Origin of the sequence: Loktanella sp. Alg231-35, from assembly GCF_900143545.1 — a bacterium.
Taxonomy (GTDB): domain Bacteria; phylum Pseudomonadota; class Alphaproteobacteria; order Rhodobacterales; family Rhodobacteraceae; genus Yoonia.
In genome coordinates this window covers 46,546-67,847 of record NZ_FREV01000007.1, presented here as the reverse complement: position 1 = coordinate 67,847, position 21,302 = coordinate 46,546, and the positions used below count along the sequence as shown (strand labels likewise).

Annotated in this window: 21 protein-coding genes; 12 read left to right on the top strand and 9 right to left on the bottom strand. The window is 58.1% G+C overall.

What is annotated here, in order from left to right:
• The 5 genes from thrC (at window position 1) to DHN10_RS16270 (ending at window position 5,824) form a co-directional block, all read left to right on the top strand.
• Window positions 1-1,386 carry a threonine synthase gene (thrC, locus tag DHN10_RS16290; RefSeq protein ID WP_108816414.1) on the top strand — a complete coding sequence of 462 codons (1,386 nt, stop codon included), beginning with the start codon at window positions 1-3 and terminating at the stop codon, window positions 1,384-1,386.
• Window positions 1,383-2,651, top strand: a complete 1,269-nt coding sequence (locus DHN10_RS16285) for a M16 family metallopeptidase (protein WP_108816413.1) — start codon at window positions 1,383-1,385, stop codon at window positions 2,649-2,651. The genes thrC and DHN10_RS16285 overlap by 4 nt, the downstream gene beginning before the upstream one ends.
• On the top strand, window positions 2,651-3,235 hold the full coding sequence (locus tag DHN10_RS16280; RefSeq protein ID WP_108816412.1) for a GNAT family N-acetyltransferase: 585 nt from the start codon (window positions 2,651-2,653) through the stop codon (window positions 3,233-3,235). Before DHN10_RS16285 ends, DHN10_RS16280 begins: the two co-directional genes overlap by 1 nt.
• Window positions 3,236-3,330: 95 nt before the next feature.
• The gene (locus tag DHN10_RS16275) at window positions 3,331-4,746 is read left to right on the top strand and encodes an FAD-binding oxidoreductase (RefSeq protein WP_108816411.1); all 1,416 of its coding nucleotides are present in this window, start codon (window positions 3,331-3,333) and stop codon (window positions 4,744-4,746) included.
• A gap of 64 nt (window positions 4,747-4,810) precedes the next feature.
• Window positions 4,811-5,824, top strand: coding sequence for a hypothetical protein (locus DHN10_RS16270; RefSeq protein WP_108816410.1), 1,014 nt, complete (start codon window positions 4,811-4,813; stop codon window positions 5,822-5,824).
• Here DHN10_RS16270 and DHN10_RS16265 read toward each other — a convergent pair whose 3' ends face one another.
• Both DHN10_RS16265 and DHN10_RS16260 read right to left on the bottom strand, forming a co-directional pair.
• Window positions 5,825-6,355 carry an adenine phosphoribosyltransferase gene (locus DHN10_RS16265; RefSeq protein WP_108816533.1) on the bottom strand — a complete coding sequence of 177 codons (531 nt, stop codon included), beginning with the start codon at window positions 6,353-6,355 and terminating at the stop codon, window positions 5,825-5,827.
• Between the two features lie 19 nt (window positions 6,356-6,374).
• Entirely contained in the window at window positions 6,375-7,241 is an 867-nt protein-coding gene (locus DHN10_RS16260) for an S-methyl-5'-thioadenosine phosphorylase (protein ID WP_108816409.1), read from the bottom strand.
• A 175-nt stretch (window positions 7,242-7,416) separates the two neighbouring features.
• On the opposite strand from DHN10_RS16260, the gene DHN10_RS16255 reads away from it, so the two are divergent.
• On the top strand, window positions 7,417-9,039 hold the full coding sequence (locus tag DHN10_RS16255; RefSeq protein ID WP_108816408.1) for a SulP family inorganic anion transporter: 1,623 nt from the start codon (window positions 7,417-7,419) through the stop codon (window positions 9,037-9,039).
• Between the two features lie 54 nt (window positions 9,040-9,093).
• Here DHN10_RS16255 and DHN10_RS16250 read toward each other — a convergent pair whose 3' ends face one another.
• A complete protein-coding gene (locus tag DHN10_RS16250; RefSeq protein ID WP_108816532.1) occupies window positions 9,094-9,699 on the bottom strand; it encodes a flavin reductase family protein in 606 nt (201 codons plus the stop codon).
• A 69-nt stretch (window positions 9,700-9,768) separates the two neighbouring features.
• Here DHN10_RS16250 and DHN10_RS16245 point away from each other — a divergent pair, with 69 nt between their 5' ends.
• A complete protein-coding gene (locus DHN10_RS16245) occupies window positions 9,769-10,269 on the top strand; it encodes a GNAT family N-acetyltransferase (protein ID WP_108816407.1) in 501 nt (166 codons plus the stop codon).
• Between the two features lie 31 nt (window positions 10,270-10,300).
• Entirely contained in the window at window positions 10,301-11,104 is an 804-nt protein-coding gene (locus DHN10_RS16240; protein WP_108816406.1) for an EcsC family protein, read from the top strand.
• On the opposite strand, the gene ptsP is transcribed toward DHN10_RS16240, so the two are convergent.
• From ptsP to DHN10_RS16215, 5 genes are all read right to left on the bottom strand, one after another.
• Complete coding sequence (ptsP, locus tag DHN10_RS16235; RefSeq protein ID WP_108816531.1) at window positions 11,095-13,338, bottom strand: phosphoenolpyruvate--protein phosphotransferase; 2,244 nt, start codon at window positions 13,336-13,338, stop codon at window positions 11,095-11,097. The two genes, DHN10_RS16240 and ptsP, sit on opposite strands and share 10 nt — an antisense overlap.
• 36 nt (window positions 13,339-13,374) lie before the next feature.
• The gene (locus DHN10_RS16230; protein ID WP_108816405.1) at window positions 13,375-14,613 is read right to left on the bottom strand and encodes an aspartate kinase; all 1,239 of its coding nucleotides are present in this window, start codon (window positions 14,611-14,613) and stop codon (window positions 13,375-13,377) included.
• Between the two features lie 70 nt (window positions 14,614-14,683).
• Window positions 14,684-15,334, bottom strand: a complete 651-nt coding sequence (locus DHN10_RS16225) for an SDR family NAD(P)-dependent oxidoreductase (RefSeq protein WP_108816404.1) — start codon at window positions 15,332-15,334, stop codon at window positions 14,684-14,686.
• A 15-nt stretch (window positions 15,335-15,349) separates the two neighbouring features.
• Window positions 15,350-15,751: a DUF1178 family protein gene (locus tag DHN10_RS16220; RefSeq protein WP_108816403.1), complete on the bottom strand. Its 402-nt coding sequence runs from the start codon at window positions 15,749-15,751 to the stop codon at window positions 15,350-15,352.
• 40 nt (window positions 15,752-15,791) lie between these two features.
• Complete coding sequence (locus tag DHN10_RS16215) at window positions 15,792-16,286, bottom strand: NUDIX hydrolase (protein WP_108816530.1); 495 nt, start codon at window positions 16,284-16,286, stop codon at window positions 15,792-15,794.
• Window positions 16,287-16,319: 33 nt separating this feature from the next.
• Between DHN10_RS16215 and DHN10_RS16210 the strand changes: the two genes are divergently transcribed.
• Genes DHN10_RS16210 through modC form a run of 4 tightly spaced genes read left to right on the top strand, consistent with a single transcriptional unit; the run spans window position 16,320 to window position 20,012 of the window.
• A complete protein-coding gene (locus DHN10_RS16210; RefSeq protein WP_108816402.1) occupies window positions 16,320-17,477 on the top strand; it encodes an acetoin utilization protein AcuC in 1,158 nt (385 codons plus the stop codon).
• 38 nt (window positions 17,478-17,515) lie between these two features.
• Window positions 17,516-18,262, top strand: coding sequence for a molybdate ABC transporter substrate-binding protein (gene modA / locus DHN10_RS16205; RefSeq protein WP_108816401.1), 747 nt, complete (start codon window positions 17,516-17,518; stop codon window positions 18,260-18,262).
• Window positions 18,259-18,954 carry a molybdate ABC transporter permease subunit gene (gene modB / locus DHN10_RS16200; protein ID WP_373456718.1) on the top strand — a complete coding sequence of 232 codons (696 nt, stop codon included), beginning with the start codon at window positions 18,259-18,261 and terminating at the stop codon, window positions 18,952-18,954. Before modA ends, modB begins: the two co-directional genes overlap by 4 nt.
• Entirely contained in the window at window positions 18,951-20,012 is a 1,062-nt protein-coding gene (gene modC / locus DHN10_RS16195; protein ID WP_108816399.1) for a molybdenum ABC transporter ATP-binding protein, read from the top strand. The genes modB and modC overlap by 4 nt, the downstream gene beginning before the upstream one ends.
• Here modC and DHN10_RS16190 read toward each other — a convergent pair.
• A complete protein-coding gene (locus tag DHN10_RS16190; protein WP_108816398.1) occupies window positions 20,009-21,301 on the bottom strand; it encodes a 3-deoxy-D-manno-octulosonic acid transferase in 1,293 nt (430 codons plus the stop codon). The genes modC and DHN10_RS16190 overlap by 4 nt on opposite strands.
• Between the last annotated feature and the right edge of the window lies 1 nt (window position 21,302).

Genomic DNA, 21,302 nt, shown 5'->3' with positions numbered 1-21,302 from the left:
ATGCGTTACGTTTCGACACGCGGCACTGCACCTGCGTTGAGCTTTGAAGAGGCAATGTTGACCGGGCTGGCCCGTGATGGAGGGCTTTATGTGCCCGAAGAGGTGCCAACCCTGAGCCCTGCGCAGATTGCGGCGATGGCCGGCAAATCCTACGAAGACGTGGCATTTGACGTCATGCGCCCGTTCATCGGTGATACTTTTACCGATGCTGAGTTCAAAGGTTTGATCGCTAAGGCCTATGCCGGGTTTGGCCATGCCGCGCGCGCGCCACTGGTGCAACTCGACAGCAACCACTTCCTATTGGAATTGTTCCACGGTCCGACACTGGCCTTCAAAGATTTCGCCATGCAGTTGATCGGCCAGATGTTCCAAGCGGCCCTGACACGCTCGGCCGACCGGGTGACCATCGTGGGGGCGACATCTGGTGATACCGGCTCTGCTGCAATTGAGGCATTCCGTGGTCTCAAGGCTGTCGATGTTTTTATCATGTATCCGCATGGCCGTGTCTCCGAAGTGCAGCGCCGTCAGATGACCACGCCAACCGAAAGCAACGTGCATGCACTGGCCGTGGATGGTGATTTTGATGATTGTCAGGCCGCGGTCAAAGATATGTTCAACGATTTTGCCTTCCGCGAGGACGTCAAACTGGCGGGGGTGAATTCGATCAACTGGGGCCGGGTCCTGGCGCAGGTGGTCTATTACTTTACGGCTGCCGTGTCGCTGGGCGCGCCACATCGCGAGGTTAGCTTTACCGTGCCCACGGGCAACTTTGGCGATATCTTTGCAGGATACATCGCCAAGAAAATGGGCCTGCCCATTGCTGACCTTGTCGTTGCGACCAATCGCAATGACATCCTGCACCGGACTTTGGAAACCGGGGCCTACACGAAAGAGGGCGTGGAGCCGACGATCAGCCCGTCGATGGATATTCAGGTCAGTTCCAACTTTGAACGCGCGCTTTTTGATGCCTACGGGCGTGATGGTGCCGCCGTGACGGCACAGATGTCTGACCTCAAAGGCGGTGGTTTCCAGATCAGTCAGGGCGCTTATCAGATGCTCAAGGACAGTTTCAAATCCGGGCGTGCCTCTGAGGAACAGACGCAGGCCGCAATCAAGGCCTATCTGGCGCAGCATGGCGAACTCCTTTGCCCGCACACGGCTGTTGGCGTCCATGTGGCCGAGCCGCATTTGGGAACAATACCGATGGTCACGCTGGCCACAGCGCATCCGGCAAAATTCCCCGACGCAGTGAAAGCGGCATCAGGTGTCGCCGCACCTCTTCCCCCGCGCATGGCGGACCTGTATGACCGACCCGAACGCGTCACACGCGTCGGCAACGATCTGGCTGCGATCAAGGCCGTCATCAGAGAACGGATTAAGAATTGAGCATCCAACTGCACACGCTATCCAACGGTTTTCGCATCGTCACTGAGGATATGCCGGGGCTGAAGTCGGCCAGCATCGGTATCTGGGTTCAGGCGGGCGGGCGGCACGAGCGGCTGGAACAGAATGGCATCGCCCATTTCCTTGAACACATGGCGTTCAAAGGGACGACGACCCGCAGCGCCTTGCAGATTGCCGAAAGCATCGAAGATGTGGGCGGTTATATCAACGCCTATACAAGCCGCGAAATGACCGCCTATTACGCGCGAGTGCTAGAGGATGACGTGGCCCTTGGGCTTGATGTGATCTCGGATATTCTGTTGAACCCGGTCTTTGACGTTTCAGAGATTGAGGTGGAGCGCGGTGTCATCCTGCAAGAGATCGGGCAGGCGCTTGATACCCCTGACGATATCATTTTCGATTGGCTGCAAGAGGTAGCCTATCCTGATCAGGCCCTTGGCCGCACGATCCTTGGCCCGGCAGAGCGGGTGAGCGCGTTCAGTCGTGACGATTTGCAGGGCTTTGTTGCCGAACATTATGGCCCGAACCAGATGATCCTGTCTGCGGCAGGGGCCATTGATCATGATGCAATCATTGCACAAGCCGAAGCGCTTTTTGGTCATCTGCCAAGTGTCGCGCGTGCGCCTGAACTTTTGCAACCGGCCCGGTTTGGTGGGGGAGAGCGGCGCGAGACCAAGGCGTTGGAGCAGGTTCATTTTGCGCTAGCCCTTGAAGGGCCGACCTATCTGGACCCGCAGATTTATACCGCGCAGGTCTATGCCAACGTGATGGGCGGGGGCATGTCGTCACGCCTGTTTCAGGAAGTCCGCGAAAACCGCGGTCTTTGCTATACGATCTTTGCGCAGGCTGGTGCCTATGAGGATACTGGCCTGACAACGATCTATGCGGGCACCAGTGCCGAACAGATTTCAGAACTTGCCAACATTACGATTGATGAGATGAAGCGCGCCGCAGGAGACATGACCGCAGCCGAGGTGGCCCGCGCAAGGGCCCAAATGAAGGCTGGTCTGTTGATGGGGCTGGAAAGTCCGTCCAACCGGGCCGAACGTCTGGCGCGTCTGCTGTCGATCTGGGGTCGCATTCCGGGCATCGAAGAAACAATCGGTCGTATTGATGATGTGACAACGGGCGACGTCAAGGATTTTGCCGGGCAGATGGCAGGGCAAGCGGGTACCGCGATGGCGCTTTATGGCCCAGCAGAGGCTGCACCGACGCTTGATGCCTTGAAAGCACGGCTTGCCGCCTGATGCTTGGATCGCGGCGCAAGGTTCGAATTGATACCGAGCAGTTGACTCTGCGCCCGCCAATCCACGGTGACTTTCGCGCGTGGTCGGCATTGCGGCGCGACAGCGAAGACTTCCTCAAACCTTGGGAACCAACTTGGGCCAGCGATCACCTGACGCGCAAGGCCTTTACCAACCGGGTCTATTGGGCGCAGCGGGCGATTTCTAACGGCACTGCGATGCCTTTGTTCCTGATCCGCCGTGAGGATGATGCGCTTTTGGGTGCGATCACGCTGGATCATATCAAACGCGGCCCCTCACAATCGGGGATCACCGGCTATTGGATGGGCGCGCCCTTCGTGCGGCAAGGTTATATGCGCGAGGCTATTCAGGCGGTTGTGCATCACGCCTTCACCGTGCTGGACCTTAGCCGGATTGAGGCGGGCTGCTTGCCCGAGAATACTGCATCGCGTCGTTTGCTGGAACAATGCGGCTACAAATACGAAGGCGTGGCCCAAAGCTATTTGCAGATCAACGGACGTTGGCGCAATCATGTGCTTTATGCCAACTTGCGCAATGATCGGCGCGGCAAAACGGATGTCGGCTAGTCAAATTTTGTGGAAAAAATTTGGACCAAGTCCAATCAACGGATTTGCCGTGCGTTTGATCAGGGCCATGTCTGCGCAGGACAAAAGGATGTGTGATGCTGAACCCGGTGACCCCTGAATTCGAGACCGCATTGCGCGCTGCTTTGCCTTCGGTTGCGTTCAAGGATGACAAAACGCCCTACTTGTCTGAACCCCGTGGTCGCTGGCAAGGGCAGGGCTTTGTTGTGGCTCCTGCCAACACGCAGGAAGTTTCTCTGGTTGTGAAGGCCTGCGCGCAGGCCAAGGTTGGTATTGTGCCCTATAGTGGCGGCACTGGCCTTGTCGGCGGGCAAATCATGTCCGACGGCCCAATGCCTGTTGTACTGTCACTGGAACGGATGAACGCGATCCGCGACATCTATCCATCCGAGAACGTGCTTGTTTGCGATGCGGGCGCCATTCTGGCGGATGTGCAAAAGGCGGCGGTGGATGTGGATCGGCTGTTTCCGCTGTCGCTGGCCTCGGAAGGGTCGGCGCGGATTGGTGGGGTGCTCTCGACCAATGCGGGTGGCGTGAATGTTCTGCGCTATGGCAATGCGCGCGCGCAATGTCTGGGACTAGAAGTCGTGCGCCCAGATGGTTCCATCTGGCATGGGCTGACACGGCTGCACAAAGACAACACCGGCTATGATCTACGCAATCTGATGATCGGGGCTGAAGGTACACTGGGGATTGTCACCGCAGCCGCGCTTAAACTTGCCACACCCCCGGCTGAAGTTGGGGCGGCGTTGATGGCGGTGTCATCGCCAGAGGCAGCCTTGGCATTGCTGGCGCTGGCAAGAGCGAAGGTGGGTGAGGGGATTTCAGCCTTTGAGTTGATGCACCGTCAAGGCTTTGATTTCCTTGATGAGGTTGGACCGTCTTACAAACACCCGTTTGATCAACAGCCAGAGTGGTGTGTGCTGATCGATGTTGGATTGCCCGCCGGGCTGGGGGCGGCTGATGCGCTGGAAACCATCTTTGCCTCAGCTTTTGAGGCGGATCTGGTCACTGACGGGGTCATCGCGCAATCGCATGCCCAACGTGACGCCTTCTGGCACATCCGCGAGAGTATCCCAGAGGCGAACCGGCGGATCGGATCGGTCAGTTCGCATGATATCTCTGTCCCGCTCGGTGCCATTCCGGCCTTTATTGAACGCGGCAAAGCGGTGCTGGCCGAGGTTGGCACTTTCCGGATTAACTGCTTTGGCCATCTGGGTGACGGAAACCTGCATTACAACGTATTTCCCTTACCGGGGCGCAGCCGTGATGATCATGAGGCCGACCGTGCCCAAGTCAAACAGGCGGTGCATGATCTGGTACATGAAATGCAGGGATCGGTTAGCGCGGAACACGGGATCGGGCGGTTGAAAACCGATGATTTGGAGCGGTACGGTGATCCGGCAAATCTGGCCATGATGCGCGCGATCAAATCAGCACTGGACCCAGACGGGATCATGAACCCCGGCGCGGTATTGGCCGCTAAAAGCTAGGCGGGTATTCAACTTGGGCCAAAACTGCTAACGTCGTCCTTATTCAGAAGGGGACGGTCGTATTATGACCCGCAATGTTCCACCACGCTATTTTCTGATTGGGCTTGTGCCCGCCGCAATGGCCATCATTGAGTCTATCATCACCAAACAGTTCCTGACTGCGAATTTGCCGATTTCGACAGAGCTTCTTAGCCCGGACAATGGTTTTCAGGAAACGACCGGGCGGTTCCGGTTCTTAGGCGCTACTTGGTTCTTTGCCGCCCTTGCGTTGCTGGTGTTTGTGATGGCCATACGCGACCTTGCACAACCGATCGCAAGACAGACCCGCTTTGCCGCAATTCTGGTGTTGGTCGGTGTCTTTGCGCTCGCGGTGTATCCGACCGTTGATTATGCCTTGAACCCCGACAAATTGCGCAACTATCACCGGTTGGGTGGCGACCTGTTTGAGGCAGCCCTAGCGCGTGGCGGTCTGCCCGGTTGTGCCAGCCCCGAGGATCGCTGGCTTTTGGGGCTTTGCGGCGAGGTTCCGGTGATCTCATTGCTGAACCGGATGATGGATGTGACCAACGTTTTTGCGGGGTTGGGTGTCGGTGGTCTAGTTGTTGGCATGGTGCTGTGTCTGGAAGAGCAGCCCGACACCGACCTTGACGCGCAGGCCGCACAGTTAGAACGGAACATGCAGCGGATGCGCCGCCAACTTTACATGTCAGGGTTGGTGCTGACATTTGGGATGTTCTTTGCGATCAGTTGGATGCGTTGGCTTGTACCGATGGTTGATGGCGCGGATGCGGCGGCTTACGGGGCGCTGGTGTCTTCGGCGCTTTTGTTCGTGGGCATCTATTTTTCACTGCTGATCCTCAGCTTCTACCTGCCTGTGGCGCTGATCCTTGAAGGGCGCAAACAGCGATTGTCCGATGCCGCAGCGCAAGAAGAAAGCCTCGCTGACTACAAAGCGCATGCCGCATGGCTAAAGATGCGCGGGTTGCAGACCAATCCGATTGAGTTTCTCAAGTCGGGCTTTGCATTGGCAGCGCCGATATTGGCTGCATTTGCGGGCAGTTTTCCGTCGCTGCTCTGATCATGCGCCGTCAAAAGCGCAAAGCGCATGCACATCCATGCCCATGGCTTCCAGCCGTTTGCGCCCACCCAATTCGGGTAGGTCGATGACGAAGGCACAGCCAATCACTTCGGCGCCCATACGCTCGATCAATTTGATCCCGGCCTCAGCGGTGCCGCCGGTGGCCAGAAGATCATCAACCAGCAGAATTTTCTCGCCCGGCTGAAGCGCGTCGTCATGCACTTCCATCGTCGCTTGACCGTATTCCAGCGTGTAGTCCTGTTCGATGGTCTTGCCTGGCAGTTTACCTTTCTTACGGATCGGGACAAAGCCAAGCGACAACTGATGTGCAATCGCCCCGCCTAGGATGAAGCCGCGCGCCTCCAATCCCACAACCTTGTCGATGGGTTGCCCGGCATAAGGATGTAGCAGTTGATCAATGGCCATCCGAAACCCGCGCGGATCATTGAACAGCGTGGTCACATCACGAAACATGATCCCTTCATGGGGAAAGTCAGGGATCGTGCGGATATAGTCTTGGACGGTTTTCATCAATTCGCTTTCATATGGATTAGAGGACACGGCCTGCGACGGCATCCAGTTTGGCAACACGTGCCGGGTCGCGTTTTTCGGGGGCGGTCATCACAGCGTAGTCTAGGGCGCGGTCACAGCCATGCGGACAGGGCGTGCGTTCCGAGCCCAACAAGGCGGGCAGGCGGCTGACCAAATCCTGCGCCTTGGTGCCATTGCCCTGCAAGGTCTTGATCACTTCGGCCACGTCAACCGCCCCGTGATCGGGGTGCCAGCTGTCATAGTCGGTGACCATGGCGATGGAGGCGTAGCAAATCTCGGCTTCGCGGGCGAGCTTGGCTTCGGGCATGTTGGTCATGCCGATCACATCGCAGCCCCAGTCGCGGTAAAGTTTGCTTTCGGCCTGCGAGGAAAATTGCGGGCCTTCCATCGCCAAATAGGTGCCGCCCCGATGCGTTGTGATCCCGGCGTCGCGCGCGGCGGTTTCACAGGCGTCCGAGAGCCGTGCGCAAGTGGGGTGCGCCACGCTGACATGGGCCACACAGCCGGTGCCAAAGAATGATTTTTCGCGGGCGAAGGTCCGGTCGATGAACTGATCCACGATCACGAAATCACCCGGTGCCATCTCTTCACGGAATGATCCACAGGCGCTGACACTGATAATGTCAGTAACGCCAAGCCGCTTCATTGCATCGATATTGGCCCTGTAAGGCACTGTCGTCGGCGAATGCATGTGCCCGCGTCCGTGCCGGGGGAGGAAGGCCATGGCGACGCCATTCAACGCGCCAGTGAGGATGTCATCAGAAGGGGTGCCCCATGGGCTTGCCACAGATATCCAACTGGGGTCTTGCAGCCCATCCATATTATAGATGCCTGACCCGCCGATAATCCCGATTTTGGTTTGCATGTGGTGCCCCTAACCCCGGTTCGGCGCTGACATTGAAACGGATCACCCCAAATGTGAACCCTTTGCGCAGTGCCAATGCTGCAACAGCCGAAATTGCCCCGATGAAGTGGGGTGACATTCAGTTCAGGCTTGGGTATCCGCAGCCCAACCTTTGCCCCCTTTGACAGGATTCTTTATGGCCCGCGCACTCTTGGCGAGTTTCGCTGAAAACCTTTCCCGTCGCGACCCTGACGGCCCGTTGAACCCTAGCACTCTGCGGATCGAGATCCTTTCGGGTCTTACCGTTGCCTTGGCCCTCGTGCCAGAGGCCGTGGCCTTTGCCTTTGTTGCGGGGGTGGAACCGCTGGTTGGGCTTTATGCGGCTTTTATCGTGGGCTTGATCACTGCGCTCTTTGGCGGCCGTCCGGGTATGATTTCGGGAGCTACCGGTGCGCTTGCCGTCGTCATGGTCAGCCTCGTTGCGCTGCACGGGGTTGAGTATCTGTTTGCCACTGTTGTCCTCATGGGGCTGATCCAGATTTTTGTGGGCGTCATGCGTTGGGGTAAATTCATCCGCCTCGTGCCACACCCGGTTATGTTGGGTTTCGTGAACGGTCTGGCGATTGTGATTTTCCTGGCGCAATTGGGTCAGTTTCAGGTGCCGGGATCGGCAGAAAGCGCGGGCCACGGCATGGCCAACGGTGAATGGCTGCATGGAATGCAGCTTTATCTGATGCTGGGCCTTGTAGCGTTGACGATGGTGATCATCTGGCTGATGCCAAAGGTGACAAATATCGTACCAGCCCCTCTTGCTGGGATTGGTATTGTTGCGGCCATCGTGATTGGTTTTGGCCTTGATGTGCCACTGGTTGGCGATCTGGCCAGCATCGAAGGTGGGCTGCCGCCATTCCATGTGCCCATGGTGCCGCTGAACTGGGAAACCGTTGAGATCATCCTGCCCTACGCGCTGATCCTTGCCGCGATTGGCTTGATCGAAAGCCTGCTGACCTTGAACCTTGTGGGTGAAATGACGGGCAAGCGTGGCGGTGCCAGTCAGGAGTGCCTGGCCCAGGGCGCCGCCAATACTGTGACCGGTTTCTTTGGTGGCATGGGCGGTTGCGCGATGATTGGTCAGTCGATGATCAACGTCAAATCCGGTGGGCGCACTCGCGTTGCCGGTGTGGCCGCGTCCTTGTTCCTGCTTGCCTTCATCCTGTTTGCTAGTGGTCTGATCGAACAGATCCCGCTTGCCGCTTTGGTTGGTGTGATGTTCATGGTGGTAATAGGCACTTTCGCCTGGAACTCACTGCGTATCCTGCGCAAGGTTCCCAAGACGGATGCCTTTGTGACGATCCTCGTCACCATCGTCACCGTGGCCACAGACCTTGCTACGGCCGTTGTTGTTGGTGTGATTGTCTCTGCCCTTGCATACGCGTGGAGCAATGCAACACGCATTCATGCGATCAAGCGCGAAAGCCGCACCGAAGCAGGTGCGCAGGTTTATGAAATCCAAGGGCCGTTGTTCTTTGGTTCAGCTGACGGATTCACGGAAATCTTTGACGTCGAGGCCGATCCTGATGTTGTCATCGTTGATTTCGCCGCGAGCCGCGTCGCAGATCAATCCGCCTTGCAGGCGATTGAGGCGCTGGCGCAGAAGTATGTCGATGCCGGGAAAGTCATTCAACTTCGTCACCTCAGCCGCGATTGTCACAAGCTTTTGTCAAAAGCTGGCCACCTGATGGTCGATAGTGATGACGATCCTGATTATGAGCTCGCAGTGGATTACAGCGTTAAGACCGGGATTATCGGTGGGCACTAAGCCCAAATCCTCCAAGAGGATTTGGGGCCAGACTTTCTTGGAAAGTCTGGGTGCTTAGTCGTCAGGGCGCTGCAAGGTAAAAACCTCGCGGATCACTGAATAGTCGCGGTACCCTAGACGTGTGAGCGGGTTGAACTTGGTCACGTCGAACTTGCCATCCACAAGGCAATCATCACGCAGATGCACGCCTGTGACCTCGCCAAAGACGGCAAAGTTCGCTTCACCGGGCAGCTGCACGATTTGCGTCAGTTTGCATTCCAGCGTCGCAGGCGTATTTGCCACGCGTGGGCAGTTGATGGTCGCACACTCGGCCTTTTCGACCCCTGCAAGAGCAAATTCGTCGGTACCCTTGTCCCATGGCCCAGAGGTTTTGTTCATGATGTCTCGGGCCACGTATTCCACAATGTTTACGGCAAAAACGCCGGTTTCGCGGATATTGCTGACAGAATCCTTGGTGTCGCCCCGGTCCGGTTTGGCACTGGTTGAGGCGAACATGACCTGCGGCGGCACATAGGCCACAGCATTAAAGAAGGAATATGGGGCGAGGTTGTCCTGCCCATCAGCGCCGCGCGTGGCGATCCAGCCAATGGGACGCGGCGAAACAACCGCATTGAAAGGATTATGCGGCAGGCCATGGCCATTTTTGGGTTCGTAGAACATCGCGGTGTCTTTCGTTTCGATTTCCCATTGGGTAGCGTGGCCTAGCGCCAATGGCCAGATGAAAGACACATGCAACAAACGGCAATGACATTGGCCTCAGAGACAGGCGATGATTGGTGGGAAGTCGAGGCGCTTTATGATCTTTGCTTTGCGCCGGGACGTTCTGCACTCTCGTCGTACCGGTTGCGCGATGGTGTCGATCCGATTGCGTCCCTTTGCCTGACCGCACGCGATGCAGATGGCATTCTGGGTGGCGCTGTGCGCAATTGGCCGGTGCGCGTTGGGCCGGTCGATGCCGTGCTTTTGGGCCCCATTGCCGTCCACCCGACCCGGCAGGGTGAAGGTGTTGCAGCCCTGTTGATGCAGGCCTGCCTGACAAAGGCGGTCGAAGATGGGCATGAAAGGATCATGCTAGTGGGTGACGCGCCCTATTATGCGCGTTTCGGGTTTCAGCGATTGGATAATGTCATCATGCCAACGCCCACAAACCCCGCACGCGTGCTGGGTGCGGCCCTTGGTGCAGACGCCTGGAAAGGTGTATCAGGGCCAGTCACATCCATGCGCGATTGAATTTGGACCTGCACTGCCCCATCTAAGACAGATGGATGACCAAGATATCGCGATGGAAGAGATCAACCCTTCCAACCCACCCGTACCGTTGACCGACGCCGCGCACGCCGAAATCACCACCCTTGCCGTGCGGCAACGTAAGGCAAATGGTGTGCTGATGACGGCAATCAACTTTGTCGGCGGGCAGGTCGAAGACGGGCTCAAACTGCTTCCGGCCTCAGCGCGTGATCAGATTGATGATCTTGCACGCGCGGCATTGCGCCAGAGCTTTGACGTGGCCCAGAAATCGCGCGGCGGCTTGGGGCAGAACATTGGGTCTGACAGAGTGCATAAGTTATTGGGCACCTTGTCGGGCGCGCTGGGCGGATTGGGCGGCTTGCCCACGGCACTGGCCGAACTGCCTGTTGCGACAACCGTGATTTTTCGGGCGGTGCATCACGTCGCTGTGGAACACGGCGAAGACCCTGATGCAGCGGAAACACGGATGGAATGTCTGGCCGTCTTTGGTGCTGGCGGACCGGGCGCAGAGGATGACGGCGTCGATACGGCCTTTATCGGCGCGCGGCTAAGCATTTCGGGTGCCGCCGTCAACGGGTTGATCAGCAAGGTCGCGCCCCGCTTTGCCGCTGTTCTGTCGCAGAAATTGGCTGCTCAGGCCGTGCCGGTTCTGGGTGCGGCGGCGGGGGCAGGGACAAATTACGCCTTCGTGGATTACTATGTCGCGATGGCGCATGTGCATTTCGGGTTGCGCAAGCTGGCCCGCACCCATGGCGAAAAAGCAGTAACCGATCACTTCCACAAGGTCTTGGCCGCAGGCAACCTGCCTCAGACCTGATAGACAAGCCAGTCAGACACCGCACGCCGCACCGATTGATCGCCGCGCGCGATGGCGTCGTCCATGATCCCTTTAACCTCGTTCAGATCGACCCGGCGCAGCAGATGCTTGACTGGCCCGACAGAGGCCGGGCGCATCGAGAGCGTGCGCAACCCAAGTGCGGCAAAGCAAAGCGCCTCGACCGGGCGGCCTGCATCTTCTCCACAAAATGACAGCGGCGTATTGGCGGCAGCGCAGCGCTTGATCACCTGTTCGATGAAGCTCAGGAAACTGACGTCAAGCGTGTCATATCGTTTGCGCACCCGCTCATTTTCCCGGTCCGCAGCAAAGAAGAACTGTTTGAGGTCGTTGCCCCCGATTGAGATGAAATCAACCTCTTCAAAGAACGCATCTGGTGCATAGGCCAGCGATGGGGTTTCCAGCATCGCGCCCACGTCAAGTTTGGAGGGCAAGGGATGCCCCAGTTTCTTCTCGCGCGCGATGGCTTTGTCCATCTCGGCCTTGGCATCGCGAAATTCACTGATCTGCGTGATAAAGGGGAACATCGCGGTCAGCGGTTGCCCGTTGGCCGCGCGCAGCAGAGCCTGCAATTGCATCCGCAACACACCGGGTTTGTCGAGACCGACGCGGATAGCGCGCCACCCCATGGCAGGGTTAGGTTCGTCATTGGGTTTCATATAGGGCAGCACTTTGTCTGACCCAATATCGAGGGTGCGGAAGGCTACGCGTTTGCCGCCTGCCGCCTTGAGGACACGGGAATAAAGCGCCGACAGTTCGGCCCGGCGGGGCATTTGATTGCGGATCAGAAACTGCAACTCGGTGCGGAACAGGCCCACGCCTTCGGCGCCGGACCCTTCCAACGATGGCAAGTCTGCAATCAGACCTGCATTCATTTGCAGGCTGATCACACTGCCGCATTTTGACTGTGCAGGCAGATCACGGATGGATGCATAACGTTCCTGCGCACGCGTCTGCATCGCGATCTTGTCGCTAAACGCGCTTTGTACGGTTTCGTCGGGGCGTAGGTGCGCAATGCCCTGTTCGCCATCCACAAGGATCGTATCACCGTTCAGCGCCTCGCGTGTGACCCCTTTGGCGTTGATGATCAGCGGGATTGCCCAGGCGCGGGCGACTATGGTGGCGTGACTGCCCACAGAGCCTTCCTCAAGCACGATCCCTTTGATTTTCTTGCCATATTCCAGCAATTCTCCGGGGCCAATATTGCGGGCCACAAGGATTGGATTATCTGGCATATCGGCCTGCGCATCAGCGCCTTGGCCTGTCAAAGTGCGCAACAGGCGGTTCGACAAATCATCAAGGTCATGCAGGCGTTCGCGCAGATAAGGATCACCTGCCTTTGACAGGCGCGCGCGGGCAAGCGATTGTTCTTTTTCGACCGCCGCCTCGGCCGAGAGGCCGTTATTGACGTCTTCTTCCATCCGCCGCACCCAACTGGAGGAGTTGGCGAACATCCGATAGGCCTCAAGTACCTGTGCCTGATCGGCGTCAACGGTGCGGGCGCCCACCAGCATGTTATCAACTGATTTACGCAGTTGATCGATGGCCTCGCGCAATCGCGAAAGCTCGGTTTCGGGGTCGTCGGAAATGGGGTTGGTGACCACAACGCGCGGTTCGTGCAGGTAAACCTGCCCTTCGCTTGCGCCTTCCTGTGCAATCGAGCCGCGCAGCATGACCGGTTGCTGGTGGCGTGCAGAAAGCGCTGCCCCTTCGCCGACAAACGCACCCAGTTCGGTCATTTCGGCAATGACCATGGCCACGATTTCGAGGGCGTAAACCTCGTCGGGGGTGTATTCGCGGCCATCTTTGGATTGCACGACCAAGACACCCAGCACATCGCCCAGACGTTGGATCGGCACGCCGCAGAAGGACGAAAACCGTTCTTCGCCGGTTTCCGGCATGTAACGGAAACCCTTTTCGGAAGGGGCGTCGGCGGTATTTGTCACGGTGCGCGACTTGGCCGTTCGTCCAACCAAACCTTCGCCCAATCGCATACGGGTTTGGTGAACCGCTTCTTCCTGAAGGCCTTTGGTGGCGCAGAGTTCCAGAGTCTCGGCATCGCGGAACAGGTAGATCGAGCAGACCTCAGTGCGCATCTGATCTGCGATCAGATTGACCACAGCATCAAGGCGGGCCTGTCCTTCACTGTCGGCCGCCAGCGCCTCGCGGAGGCGCCCAAGCAGCTTGCGGCTTTCGCTTTCTAACCGGTGCGGCATCTGGCCCCCATTACGGCAGGCCACCACGCAAAGTGATCAGCCAGCCTTTTCCAACTCAAAGGCATCATGAAGGGCCTGCACGGCAAGTTCCATGTATTTTCGGTCGATCAACACGGAAATCTTTATCTCAGAGGTTGTGATAACTTTGATGTTCACACCTTCTGCGGACAAAATGCGGAACATCTTGGCGGCCACACCTGTGTGGCTGCGCATGCCAATACCTACAACACTGACCTTGGCGACATCTTCGTCGGCGACCAGATCGTGATAGTTTATGTCGCCACTATCCTTGGCATCCTGCATCGCTTTTTCAGCGCGCTTGACCTGATCGGTCGGGCAAGAGAACGTCATGTCCGTCCGCCCTTCCTCAGAAATGTTCTGCACAATCATATCGACGTTCACGCCTGCATCAGACAGCGGGCCAAAGATGGCCGCCGCAATGCCGGGGCGGTCAGCGACCGAGATGAGGGTCATTTTTGCTTCGTCACGGGAATAGGCCACACCGGCCACAACATTGGATTCCATGATTTCCTCCTCATCGCAGACCAGCGTGCCTGCGCTGTCAGATGGTTCTTCGAATGATGATAGCACCCGCAGGCGCACCTTATAGCGCATCGCCAGCTCAACCGATCGGGTTTGCAGAACTTTGGCGCCCAGTGACGCCAGTTCCAGCATTTCCTCAAACGCGATCTTGTCGAGTTTGCGGGCCTTGTCTGTGATGCGTGGGTCTGTTGTGTAAACGCCATCAACGTCGGTGTAGATATCGCAGCGGTCAGCTTCGAAAGCTGCTGCAAAGGCCACAGCCGTCGTATCAGATCCGCCACGGCCCAGCGTTGTGATCCGTCCTTCGGGGCTGACACCTTGGAAGCCCGCGACTACCGCAACTTTCATGCCTTCGCCGAATTTCGCAGTTATGTTGTCGGTTGGAATTTCTTCGATCCGGGCGCTGGAATGGGCAGAGGTCGTTTTCACCGGCACCTGCCAGCCTTGCCAACTGCGTGCAGGAATATCCATTTCCTGCAAGCGCAGGGCCATGAGGCCCGCGGTCACGTTTTCGCCCGACGATACAATCGCATCAAATTCGCGCGCGTCATACAAGGGTGAGGTTTCATCGACCCAGCCCACCAACTCATTGGTTTTGCCGGACATTGCCGAGACGATCACGATTACATCGTAGCCATTGGCGACCTCTACCGCGACACGTTTGGCCGCGCGCGCAATCCGGTCAAGATTGGCAACCGAAGTGCCACCAAATTTCATCACGAGAGTCGGCATGGGTCGTCCTAGAGAAACGGGTACTTAATCAGCGCCCGCTTTAATGCCCTGTGCCTAGAAGAGCAATCGGTTAGTAAGGGTGGTCGCGTCCGTCCCAGGTTTCGAATACGCCGGTGGTGTCTAGGGTGAGGGCGGCAAAGCGGTGCATCAAGCCTTCCGCACCCTCGGTAACGCTGATCTCTGCGTTATTCGTGCCCATGTCGGTGCGCACCCAACCGGGGTGGTAGATGCCAACGGCAATACCCCGTGGTTTCAGATCAGACGCCAGATTGCGTCCAAGGTTCAATACAGCAGCTTTGCTGGCCCGATAGATATAGCTGCCACCCGGCGCACGGGTCTGAGACGCCATTTGCGACGAGATAATCGCAATCTTGGCGTTCTGGGCGCGCATCAGATGGGGCAACAGGTTCTGAATGGTCAGGAAAACACCTGTGACATTGGCGGCAAAGCTTTGCGCCCACATCGCGGCGGGAAAGCCCCCTGACAGGTCTTCGAACTTGTCGAGGTAAACGCCTGCATTGCAGACCAGCAGATCAATGGGGTCATCCGACAGCTTGCCAGCCAAAGCATTTTGCGATGCTGGATCAGTGACATCCAGCTTTAGCAGTTGCCCCGCATCCGGCGCGCGATGCGTGCCAAAGACCTTTTCACCCTGTGCCGCATAGCCATCAAACATGGCCTTGCCGATGCCGCGGTTTGCGCCGGTGATCAGTGTCGTCATGATACGCCTCTTGGCTTAGTTGGTTTTCTTGCGCGGGACGAAGGGAAGGGGCATCACCGGGATGCCGTCATCAACCAGCTTTTTGGCCTCTTTCAAATTCGCCTCGCCATAGATTGGTCGGTCAGGCACCAAACCGTCGTGCATGTCGCGCGCTTCTTTGGCGAAAGCGCCGCCGACGTAGTCAGAGTTGGCTTCAACCTTGTCACGCAACTCTGCGATGGAGTCTTGAGGCTTGGGTGCGGTGATGTCTGATGACGTGCTGACGGCGGGGGCCATCATTGTCTTGCGCACCTGCGTGGATCCGCAAGTCGTGCAACTGACCATGTTGGCCTTGACCAGCTTGTCGAAAGCCGCGCCCGATTGAAACCAACTTTCGAATTGGTGGCCCTGGTCACATTTAAGATGAAAGCGGATCATTGCAGCCTAATTTCCTGTCGTCTGCCCATAAATAAGCCTTTCAGCCGCACCTGCAAGGCGCTCTATCGCCCAGCTTGTGCGGTTTGAAGGTTGTGACGATGCGTTTCAATTCCGGCTCTGTCAGTTTCTTTGCTGCTTTTGTGACGCTCATCCACTTGCGGCGGCGTTGGTGTTTTTCGGGCCATTTGCTATGCACATGGGTGACGTGGAGCGGGTAAACCATTGTGATGATCGGCGCATTCCCGACCTTCGCAGGTTTGTTATGGCTGTAGACGCCAAGACAGATATCAAGCGCTTCGCCGCTGACCCCTGCCTCTTCATAGGCCTCGGTGGCGGCGGCATCTGCCGGGGTCTGTTTGTGCATCGGCCAGCCTTTGGGGATGATCCAACGCTGCCGTGTGCGGCTTGTGACCAGACAGATCTGAACCTTGTCGTTCTTGATCCGCCAGCACAGTGCGGCAAATTGCGCACGCACATCGGATTTACCCCCAGTGCGCAGTTTAAGCGGTAGCTGTTTTGCGAGGCGTTTTGCCATATTCTCCACCACAAAAAGCATTACATCAGGGGCATGGCAGACGTTACGCAGAGCGCGGTTCCGGGGGCAACCCCTGCACCCCGATTTATCGGCTCCGAGATCTATCGGCACTCCAGTTATGGCGATTGGCACCCGCTGAGGGTGCCGCGTGTCTCGACCGTAATGGATTTGGCGCGCAGTCTGGGATGGCTGCCATCCGCGCAGTTTGTTGTCAGCCCGCGTGCGAAACCCGCCGCATTGGCAGGGTTTCATACAGCCGATTATCTGGCCGCCCTGCAAGCCGCAGAGGCGGCACAGGCCGTGACAGACCACACGCGCCTGCGCCATAACCTTGGCACTCCGTCCAACCCGGTTTTCCCTGAGATGTATCGCCGTCCTGCCACCTCTGCTGGTGCATCCTTGCTGGCGGGTGAATTGCTGGCAACAGGTGGGGTGATCTATTCACCAGCGGGTGGCACGCATCATGGTATGCCAGATCGGGCCAACGGGTTTTGCTATCTCAACGACCCTGTCCTTGCCATGCAATCGCTTAGACGCAACGGGGTGCGACGCATCGCCTACATCGATATTGATGCACATCATCCTGACGGTGTTGAACACGCCTTTGCGGATGACCCCGACACATTGTTGATTTCAGTGCATGAGGAAAACCGCTGGCCGCGCACAGGGCTACTGACGGACGTGGGCGTTGGCCAGGTGTTTAATTTGCCAGTTCCTGCTGGGATGCATGACGATGACATGGCGTTGATCCGGGATGCATTGATCCTGCCACTGGTCGCTGCGTACCGCCCTGATGCCATTATCTTGCAATGTGGTGCTGATGCTGTGACCGAGGATCGTCAGTCGCGGCTTGCCTTGTCCAACAATGCGCATTGGGCGATTGTTGCCGGTTTGATGCCGCTGGCGCCTCGGTACCTTGTTCTGGGTGGCGGCGGGTATAACCCTTGGTCAGTGGGCCGTCTGTGGACGGGTGTCTGGGGCACACTGAACGGCCATGACATTCCCGATAGATTGCCACCCGATGCCCAAGCCATATTGGGTGCTCTCACGTGGCGTGGCCCGTTACGGCAGCATCAACCAGAGCCGCATTGGATCAGCACGCTGCGCGATGCGCCACGCCATGGCGCGATTAGTGACGAGGTGCGCAGGCGCACGGCCCAACTGGCGGCCCGCCGCGCGGTCTGGGTCTAGCGCTTGCAACGCCCTGCGAACCGCCGGATAGTCCGCACATGTCGATACGCGCTCTCTTCCTTATGGCTGTTCTAAGCATCTCTGCCAGCTTTGTGCGGGCCGAGGTTGTTGTCTTTGCAGCGGCCAGCTTGAAAGAACCGCTGGACCGGATCGCGGCGGAGTTTGGCGATGTTGTTGTGTCTTATGGGGGCAGTGGCACCTTGGCGCGGCAGGTTGGGCTGGGGGCCCCCGCAGACGTTGTTTTACTGGCCAATGCCGATTGGATGACCGTGCTGTCCGAAGAGGGTGATGTACAAGAGGCGTCGGTGGTTGATTTTGCCAGCAATCGGCTGGTTCTCATCGGGCCCGCCGACGCGGCGGCGGTTGCATTGACAGAGGCATCGATGCTGAGCGCCTTGGGCGAGGGGCGCATCGCCGTTGGTTTCACCAAAGCCGTTCCCGCAGGGATCTACGCTAAGGCAGCTTTGCAATCGTTGGGCCTGTGGCGGTCGCTTTCTGCGCGGCTGGCTGAAGTTGACAACGTCCGCGCCGCACTGGCGCTCGTGGCGCGTGGGCAGGCACCGCTGGGCATTGTTTACCAGTCGGATGTGCGGGTGTCGGGGAACGTAAAGGAACTCGCCGTCTTTCCGAACGAGACGCATCCACCGATCCGCTATGTCGGTGCTGTGACCACTCACGCTGCCGGGCCAGAGCCCGCTGCGTTTTTGGATTATCTGCTGGGCGATGCAGGACAAGTTGCAATGGCCGACGCGGGCTTTTTGCCACCGATGGAGCAACGCGAGTGACTTTGGGATTGGGGCCAGAAGAATGGACCGCGATCCTGCTGTCGCTACGGGTCGCCTTGGTCGCGACATTGGCGGCGTTGCCGGTCGCGATCTGGATTGCCTATGTGCTCGCGCGCAAACGCTTTTTCGGGCGGCAATTGCTGAATGGGCTTGTGCATCTGCCGTTGGTGCTGCCCCCGGTGGTCACTGGGTATCTTTTGCTGGTTGTCTTTGGACAACAAGGTGCCGTCGGCGGGTTTTTGGCGCAGTTCGGTATCAGTTTTGCGTTTCGCTGGACGGGTGCGGCACTGGCAGCGGCCATTATGGCGTTCCCCTTGATGGTCCGTGCGATCCGGCTGGGGTTTGAGGCTGTTGATCCCGGATTAGAGGATGCCGCGGCAACTTTGGGTGCGTCGCGCTGGCGCATCTTGTGGACGGTGACATTGCCTTTGGTTCTGCCGGGTATTCTGGCGGGTGGTATCCTTGGCTTTGCTAAGGCGCTGGGCGAATTTGGCGCGACGATCACATTTGTGGCCGCGATCCCCGGACAAACACAAACCATCCCCACAGCGATCTACGGGCTGCTGCAAGTGCCGGGCGGTGAACCGGCGGTGCTGCGGCTGGTCATCGTTTCTGTCATTCTAGCGATGGGTGCCTTGCTCATATCGGAATGGCTGGCGCGGCGCATGGCCAAAAGGATCGGGCGGGCATGATCAGCGTTGCGATCAAAAAGCAGCTTGGCGGTTTCGCGCTTGATGCCAGCTTTGAGGCACCCGCAGGTGTCACAGCGATTTTTGGTGCATCGGGCTCTGGCAAAACAACTGTCGTCAATGCTGTGGCGGGATTGCTGACACCTGCGGCGGGGCGCATTAGCGTTGGTGACGTGGTACTTTTTGACCATGAGAAGCGCCGCGATCTTCCCCCGCAACAACGCCGTATCGGCTATGTTTTTCAGGACGCGCGCCTGTTTCCGCATATGTCGGTGCTCCGCAATCTGCGCTTTGGCGGCACATATGATGAGGCGCGGATTATTGAGGTGCTGGGACTGGGCGATCTGCTGGAACGGATGCCTGCCGGACTGTCAGGGGGCGAACAACAGCGCGTCGCATTGGGGCGTGCGCTGATGTGTAACCCGCAACTGTTGTTGATGGACGAGCCTTTGGCGGCCCTTGATGGTGCGCGCAAAGCTGAAATCCTGCCCTACTTTGAACGGCTGCGGGATGACGTGAAAATCCCCATCCTTTACGTCAGCCACGACATGTCCGAGGTGGCGCGCCTCGCGACGACGCTGGTTGTGATGGATGCAGGCAAGGTTGTGATCCAAGGCCCGCTGGGGCAGGTGCTGTCGCAACCTCAGGCCGTACCGCTGCTGGGTGTGCGGGCAGCGGGTGCGGTGATTGAAACAAAGGTCGCGGGCCGCCTGCTGGATGATGGGCTGACAGAGCTGTTGTTTTCGGGTGGGCGGCTGATGATGCCGGGCATATTGGGTGTTTTGGGGCAGAGCGTGCGCATTCGCATCCCCGCGCAGGACGTGATTCTCGCGACCGAGAAACCCAAAGGGATGAGCGCGCTGAACGTCCTGCCCGTTACGATCACCCAAATTTCCCAAGGGCGCGGACCGGGTGTGGCCGTCGGCTTGCAGGCGGGGAAGGATCATCTTTTGGCGCGTGTGACGCGGCGCAGTGCGCAGCGTATGGAGCTTGCCGTGGGTCAGAATATCTTTGCGATTATTAAGGCGACTGCAGTCGGGCCAGAGGACATTGGCCGCTAGGATTTCAACGCCTTGGGGATCGCCGCCAACGTCCGTGTCACGCTGCCAGCATGCGCCGCATAGAAGGCATCAATCTGCGGGTTGCTGACATCCCGAGGCTGTTGCACGGCCTGTAGCAGTTCCCCTGGGGTCTGCACATTGTGACAGACACCTGCTGCAATCGCTTCGGTTGCCGGATACTCGATCGTCCAGATAAAAGGACCCACGATCACAGGTTTCTTGAGCGCCAGAGGCTCAATCACGTTATGCGCGCCCTGCGGAATAAAGCCGCCACCAACGATGGCCCGATCACAAAGGCCAAGGTAGAAATACATCTCGCCCATGCTGTCGCCCAAAAGGACATCTATGTCTGTTGCAGGTGTTTTCAGCGCAAGATTGTCATCCAGAATCTCTGACCTGCGCGCATACTTCAGCCCGGCGGCACGCAGCATCTCTGCGACTTCGTCGAACCGTTCGGGCGCGCGGGGCACATAGGTAATGAACAGGCCCTTAGTCTGGCGGATCATATCGATATAAACGGCGTCCTCGCCCTCGACCACGCTTGTCAGGGTGAAACTAGGGCGGCCCTTGGTTAGCGTATCGCGGCATGCGGCGGCGGCATCCAGCAGTGATTGCGGAATCGGCTGATCAAAGCGTAATTCGCCAGTGACGTGGATATTTTGTATGCCAATGGCTGCACAGCGATCACGATGCGCTGTGGATTTGACGAATGCGCCGGCAAAACCACCCACAAGTGCGGCGCGCAGCCCCAAGCCCTGCTGGTCTTTCTCAAAGCTTTTCTTTGGGTATTGGGCGTTGCACATGAATAGCGGTGTGCCGTGTTTGCGGCCGGCCATGATCATGCGCGGCCAAATCTCGATCTCCATGACCAGACCATATTTCGGCGCGAACTGCGACAGGAAACGCCGATAGGCGAAGCCATACTCTAACGGCACCCAGATCACCTGCACGGTGCCCGCCGCTATCTCAGCGGCGAATTCGCGCATGGCTTCGCGCCGCCCGGCGGGCGTAAAGTTGGTGGTCACGACACATTCACCCTGCGCCAGCAGACCGCGTATCAACGGGGTTGCCGAGCGCATTTCGCCCAACGAGACAGCATGCACCCAAACGGGTGATTTAAGTAGGGTGGGGTACCGGCCGAACCGCTCGCTCAAATGTTGAAAGTAAAGCGGGTCCTTGCGCCCGCGGCGCCAGAGATAAAGCAATACCAACGGCAGCAAGAGCCACCACAGGATGCTGTAACAGATCAACGCAAGGTGGAGTTTTGGGCTGGGAAAGTTTGACGGCATA